5 protein-coding genes and 1 pseudogene are annotated in these 6,221 nt (G+C 59.8%); 4 read left to right on the top strand and 2 right to left on the bottom strand.

Going from position 1 to position 6,221, the window contains the following annotated elements:
* The 3 genes and pseudogenes from ACYVAC_RS13525 to ACYVAC_RS13515 all read left to right on the top strand — a co-directional run.
* A pseudogene (locus ACYVAC_RS13525) lies at positions 1-103 on the top strand (IS5 family transposase); the annotation flags it as partial.
* On the top strand, positions 100-639 hold the full coding sequence (locus ACYVAC_RS13520) for a hypothetical protein (protein WP_461098220.1): 540 nt from the start codon (positions 100-102) through the stop codon (positions 637-639). The pseudogene ACYVAC_RS13525 and the gene ACYVAC_RS13520, both read left to right, overlap by 4 nt.
* 377 nt (positions 640-1,016) lie before the next feature.
* The gene (locus ACYVAC_RS13515; protein ID WP_461098219.1) at positions 1,017-1,775 is read left to right on the top strand and encodes an SGNH/GDSL hydrolase family protein; all 759 of its coding nucleotides are present in this window, start codon (positions 1,017-1,019) and stop codon (positions 1,773-1,775) included.
* Here ACYVAC_RS13515 and ACYVAC_RS13510 read toward each other — a convergent pair.
* Entirely contained in the window at positions 1,757-4,195 is a 2,439-nt protein-coding gene (locus ACYVAC_RS13510; protein WP_461098218.1) for a heavy metal translocating P-type ATPase, read from the bottom strand. The genes ACYVAC_RS13515 and ACYVAC_RS13510 overlap by 19 nt on opposite strands.
* A 149-nt stretch (positions 4,196-4,344) precedes the next feature.
* Here ACYVAC_RS13510 and hemN point away from each other — a divergent pair, with 149 nt between their 5' ends.
* Positions 4,345-5,709, top strand: a complete 1,365-nt coding sequence (gene hemN, locus ACYVAC_RS13505) for an oxygen-independent coproporphyrinogen III oxidase (protein ID WP_461098217.1) — start codon at positions 4,345-4,347, stop codon at positions 5,707-5,709.
* Positions 5,710-5,711: 2 nt separating this feature from the next.
* Here the strand turns inward: hemN and ACYVAC_RS13500 are convergent, their stop codons facing one another.
* Entirely contained in the window at positions 5,712-6,221 is a 510-nt protein-coding gene (locus ACYVAC_RS13500) for a hypothetical protein (protein ID WP_461098216.1), read from the bottom strand.

Genomic DNA, 6,221 nt, shown 5'->3' with positions numbered 1-6,221 from the left:
TAATTATTTGCGTCGCATTGTTAAAGACTATGAGTATACGCTATCTTCTTCGGTGAGTTGGTTGTATTTAGCCAACATTCAACTGATGCTCCAGCGCATTTGACCACATTACCAACTATAATTTCCCAACACATTCTTAATGGAGAAAGTGGATCATTCATAATAAAAAGAAGAACTGGTGAAAAAACGTATTTCCGTTTAGGTATAAGTGGATACTTAATAACTCGAAAGCAAACAGGTTCGCTTGGTAATAATATATTGATAAAAAAATTTACTATCCGAAATAGACCTGGATTAGAAAGAAGGACTAATATCAACGACAAGTTCTATTTCTTGCGTGGAGCGGATTTAATATACGACTACAGTGGATCAGATAATTTACCACCGAACACAAACCAATATACTGAAAAACAACGTGACCACTATTTAGGCCTGAGTCCTTTTCTAGGAATTCACTACACTATAAACAAACACTTTGGAATTATGTGGGAATCTCATGTAGATGCCTATGCTCATTTTATTAAAAACAGAATCAACAATGACTTTGGTTCAAGTTTTCCCGATCGAGTGGAAACCAGAGTAGATAAAACTGTTGAATTTTTACCCTTTCAATATATCACAATTTGTTTCACTTTCTAGGTATAAACAGTGAAGAAACTATCCTGCCTTCCATTGATCATTTAATCTAATGGCTTACGATACTCTAGCTTAAATAGACGTTACTATTCAGCCTACACTAAGTAATACGCCAATTCTGTAACGCCTAATGTTCCCTCTGGTATTTAATATCAAGTTCTAAAAACAGTAAAAGGGTCTTCCATTACATATAATTAGATTAGTTGTAAGTACTATTGGGCTATAATTGGTGAGAAAGGGGCATACAGCAACTCTTTTAGCGTAGTTATTGCCTCGCGAGCAAATCTGTAAATTTTGCCATTGCGCAGTGTATATTGTGGAATCGTTAAGGCCATCACTATGAGCTAGCGGCTTTACGAACTAATGCACGGATCAATAGGATGCACAGACGCACGTTTGTATCGCTCAACACCCGGGCCGGACTGGCGCTGGCAGCCGCTGGTCCGGCCCGGCTTATCCCGCCCGCCGAGCAGGGGCTGACGTTCCTGTTTCAGGGCGATTCGATCACCGATGGCAACCGGGGCCGAACCGCCGACCCGAACCATACGCTGGGGCACGGCTATGCCTATGGCGTGGCCAGCCGCATCGGGGCCGACTTTCCGGAGCGCGATTGTCAGTTCTACAACCGGGGCATTAGCGGCAATACCATCGGCGACCTGCACCAGCGCTGGGCTACCGATACGCTGGCGCTGAAGCCCGATGTGCTGAGTATCCTGATCGGGATCAACGATGCCTGGGCCACGCTGCACGAGCCCGCCCGCGCCACCACCCCCGCCCAATTCGAAATTATGTACCGGCAGCTGCTAACCGAGAGCCGCGCGCAGCAACCCCGTCAGCTGCTGGTGCTCGGGCTGCCGTTTGCTTACCCCGTGGGGCCGCTGGCCGACAACTGGGATTTCTGGCGCGCCGATGTAGCGCAGCGGCAGGCGGTTGTGCGCCGGCTGGCTGCCGAATTCGATGCCGTACTGGTCGACTATCCGGCGGTGCTGGAGCGGGCCATGGCCCGAAAACCAGCGCCTTACTGGATCTGGGATGGTATCCACCCAACCGTATTTGCGCACGAATGGCTTTCCCGCGCCTGGCTGCAGGCCGTAAGCGCCCGGCTTCCGTTTCTGAGCCGCTACCGCACCGACCGCTGAAGGGGCTGTGGGGCGGGGTTTTCTAGGCGCCGGCTGCGCATGCCCACCGTACCGATGAGCACCATGGTTGCCGAACTGAGGGGCATCAGTATGGCTGCTACTACTGGAGCGAGCTGGCCCGTGGCGGCAAACGACAGCCCCACGAGGTTATACCCCAGCGACATGACGAAGCTGCCCTGGATCAGGCGCATGGCAAACCGGCTGTAGCGGAGTATGGCCGGTACCAGGGTGAGGGAGCGGGCATCGAGAATGGCGTCGCTGGCGGGGGTGAACCGGAGTGTATCGTCGGTCAGGGCGATGCCGGTATCGGCCTGTTTGAGCGCCCCGGCATCGTTGAGACCGTCGCCAATCATCAGCACCCGGTGCCCCGCCTGCTGCAGCTGCCGAATAAACCCGAGTTTCCCGGTTGGGGTGGCGCCAAACTGCAGGTTATGGTCGGCAAACCAGGGCTGCCAGCTGCTGCGGCTGCCGGCCGAATCGCCGGAGAGCAGAAAAAGCCGGTAGCCGCGCTGCTGCAGGGTATCGAGCAGGGCCGCCAGACCGGGCCGCCACTGCCCGGCAAACCGGAAATGCCCCCGGTACAGACCGTCGATGCTGATGTGTACCGCCGACTCGGTACGGTCGTCGGCGGCATCCAGCGCCGGCCCGACAAACGACGCCCGGCCGGCGCAGAGCTGGTGGGTATCGACCCGGCCCGACAGGCCCTGCCCGGGCGTTTCGCAAAACTGCGCTACCGCCACCGCCGATGCGTCGCCCAGGTGTTGCCGGAGCTGCAAACTCAGCGGGTGGGCCGACTGACTGATGAGGGCCCCGATCTGCCGGCGCTCGGTATCGGTAAGGGTGGGCGAGAAGTGTTCCGAGACGGTGTCGGTGGTGGTGAGCGTACCGGTTTTGTCGAATACGATGGTGTCGCAGGCCGCCAGCTGCTCGATCACGCCGGCCTGTTTAAGGTAAAGGCCCAACTGGCTGAGCCGGCGCAGCCCGTGGCCCAGCGCCACCGGGTACGACAGCGACAACACGCAGGGACAGGCCACAATGAGCACGGCCGTAAAGGCGTTGACCGCCGTGGCCGGTTGCCCAGCCACGACATACCAGTAGGCTCCGATCAGGGTGGCCAGCGCAAGCACCGTCAGGGTAAAGTAAGTGCCAACGGCATCGGCAAAGGTGCGTGCCCGGCTGGCCGGGCGCTCCCGAAAAGCGTCGTTATTCCAGAGCTGGGTAAGGTAGCTCTGCGATACGGCCTTCACCAGTTCGAGGTCGATACTGCCTCCCAGTTGCCGCCCGCCCGCATACAGCAGTGCCCCCGGCTCGCGCCGTTCGGGCCGCGATTCGCCGGTAGCAAACGAATAGTCGATGAGGCCCTCCCCCCGGTAGAGCAGCGCATCGGCCGGAATCAGATCGCCGTGGCGCACCCGGATTCGGTCGCCGGGGCGCAGGTCGGCTACCGGTACCGTCTGTTCGTCGCCCGTGGGGGTGAGCTGCTGTACAGCCAGCGGAAAATAAGCCTTGTAGTCGCGGTCGAACGCCAGAAAGTCGTAGGTGCGCTGCTGGAACCAGTGCCCGCAGAGCAGGAAAAAGATCAGCCCCGCCACCGAGTCGAAATAGCCGGCCCCGCCCAGCACCAGTACCTCGTAGGCACCGCGCCCGTAGGCCACCAGAATCCCCAGCAGGATCGGCACGTCGATGTTGATGAGGCCGTGGCGCAGGCTGCTCCAGACCGATTTGAAGTAGCCCGACCCAGCATAAAAAACCACCGGCGTTGCCAGAATCAGGTTGATGAGTCCGAACCAGTGCCGAAACGCCGGATCGTCGAGGCCCAGGTATTCGGGAAAGCTGAACAGCATGATGTTGCCCGCCCCAAAGCCGGCCACTGCCAGGCGATAAAGCAGGGCGCGGTTTGTGGTGCGTTTGCCTGCCTGCACCACATCGGTCAGGCTGAGGAGCGGCTCGTAGCCGAGGGCCGTGAGCTGTTCGGCCACCTGGCGCAGGGTCAGCTGCGCCGGGTCGAAGACCAGCTGCACCTGTTTCTTCAGAAAATCGACGCGCGTTTGTGAAATGGCGGGTTCGATGCGGTAGAGGTGCTCGAGGAGCCACAGGCAGGCCGAGCAGTGAATGGCCGGTACAAAAAACGTAACGTGGGCCACCGTATCGCTCCGGAAGTCGAGCAGCTGGGCGGCAATGTCGGGGTGGTCGAGGCTGGCAAACCGGTCGAGGGCGGGGGCAATGGCTGCCCGGCCGGGGGCGTCGCCCTGGCTCAGCTCGTAATACTGGCAAAGCTGGCTGGCGCTCAGCACCGAATACACGGTCTGGCAGCCCAGGCAGCAAAACGCTTTGTCGTCGATGAGGAGCGGGTCACTGCCCGGGGGGCAGTCGGTGCCGCAGTGGTAGCAGCGGGCTGGAGCGGATGAAACGGGGATCATGCGGGCCAAAAGTTTGGCAAAGGTGTTTTGGTGCGCTGCCCGACCCGCTGACGTAAATCAGCCCGAGGCCTGATTCTGGTCGCTTAGCCGCCTGGTCAGCGCACCGATTTTTGCGGTGTTGCTGCCCACCAGCCGGGCGGCCCCGCTCCATGACTGCTTCCCTTACTGCCAAATACAACGTGGCTGGTCCGCGCTACACCAGCTACCCGACCGTACCCTTCTGGAATACAGTGGCTTTCTGTCCGTCGGGCTGGCAGCAGCGCCTGACCACCGCCTTTGCCGAGAGCAACTACACCAACGGTATCAGCCTGTACATCCACCTCCCGTATTGCGAAAGCCTCTGTACGTTCTGCGGCTGCAACAAGCGCATTACCCGCAACCACGGTGTCGAAATACCGTATATCGACACCGTGCTGGCCGAGTGGGCGCTGTATTGTGCGTGGTTTCCGGAGCGGCCGCGGCTGGCCGAGCTGCACCTGGGCGGAGGAACGCCCAGCTTTTTCGCGCCTGCCCAGCTGAAACGGCTGCTGGATGGCCTGATGGCGCTTGCCGATCCGGTCGAATGGCCCGATTTTGGCTGGGAGGGGCACCCCGGCAATACCACCCCCCAGCATCTGCAGGTTTTGTTCGATGCCGGCTTTCGGCGCGTCAGTTTCGGCGTGCAGGACTACGATCCGGTGGTGCAGCGGGCCATTCACCGGCGGCAGTCGGTCGGGCAGGTGCAGGCCGTTACGGAGAAGGCGCGGGCCATTGGCTATACGTCTGTCAGCCACGACCTGGTGTATGGGCTGCCGTTTCAGCAAATCGCGTCGATCCAGACCACCATCGGGCACACCCTGCGCCTGCGCCCCGACCGGCTGTCGCTCTACGGCTACGCCCACGTGCCGTGGGTGAAGGGTACGGGGCAGCGCGGCTTCCGCGAGGCCGATCTGCCTACGGGTTCCGAGCGACTGGCGCTCTACGATGCCGCCCGCAGCCAGCTCACGGAGGCTGGCTACCACGAAATCGGCCTGGATCATTTTGCGCTGCCGGCCGATCCGCTCTGGCAGGCTGCGCAGGCGGGTACGCTGCATCGTAACTTCATGGGGTACACCACCAGCCGCACGCAGGTGCTTATCGGGCTGGGCGTTTCGGCCATCAGCGACGTGGGCACGGCGTTTATGCAGAACGAGAAAGCGATAGAAGCCTATCAGGCGCGGGTGGCACGGGGCGAACTGCCCGTGATGCGGGGGCATCTGCTCACCCCGGCCGATCGCCGGGTACGGCGCCAGATTATGGGGTTGATGTGCCGCTTTCGCGCTCCGTTGCTGCGCAACGACCTGACAGATGCGGAGTGGGATGCCCTGATCCAACGCCTTGAGCCATTCCGGGTCGATGGCCTGATCGACTATTCGGCGTCGGAACTGCGCGTTCTGCCGGCCGGTAAACCCTACGTGCGTACCATCTGCATGGCGCTCGACCGCTACCTGATGGCGAAGCCCGCGGGTACTCCGCTCTTTTCCCAGACCGTCTGAGGCTAGAGGGCCGTGTAGGTAAACGTCAGGGTGGTGGTGTAATTGCCGGCTGGTTTCAGGAAAGCCGAGGGCGTGATGGTGCGGTAGCGGATCACCATCAGCGCATTGGTCAGCGCCGATAGCGCCGTACCGGTTGCCAGTACCTGATTGGTTGTGTTCAGCTGAATCTCGGGACGGCTACTCAGGCTGATTGGCCGCACGCCCAGGGCCGAGACCGGAATGGTGTTGACGCCCGCGGTCAGGTCGCCGGAGGCCCGCACCTGAATAGACCAGCTTAGCCCCAGCGATACGGTGAGCTGCAGGGTATTGTGATCCAGCTGGATGCCGTTCTGGTAATCGGCCAGGGTGGTGAACGCCAGGGTAGGATTGCTCAGAATCGTGATGCCAAGCGCCGTGGGGGCAGCCTGGGGGCCGTCGGGTAGGTCGGCCATGGGGGCAACGTAGGGCTGGGCAAATCCCTTTGCCGCCACGAGCAGTAAAGCCAGGCATAGAAACCGACGGAGACTAGTCAT

Source organism: Spirosoma luteolum, assembly GCF_054778875.1.
Note: the sequence above shows the minus strand (reverse complement) of the source record. Positions and strands in the feature narration are given on the sequence as shown.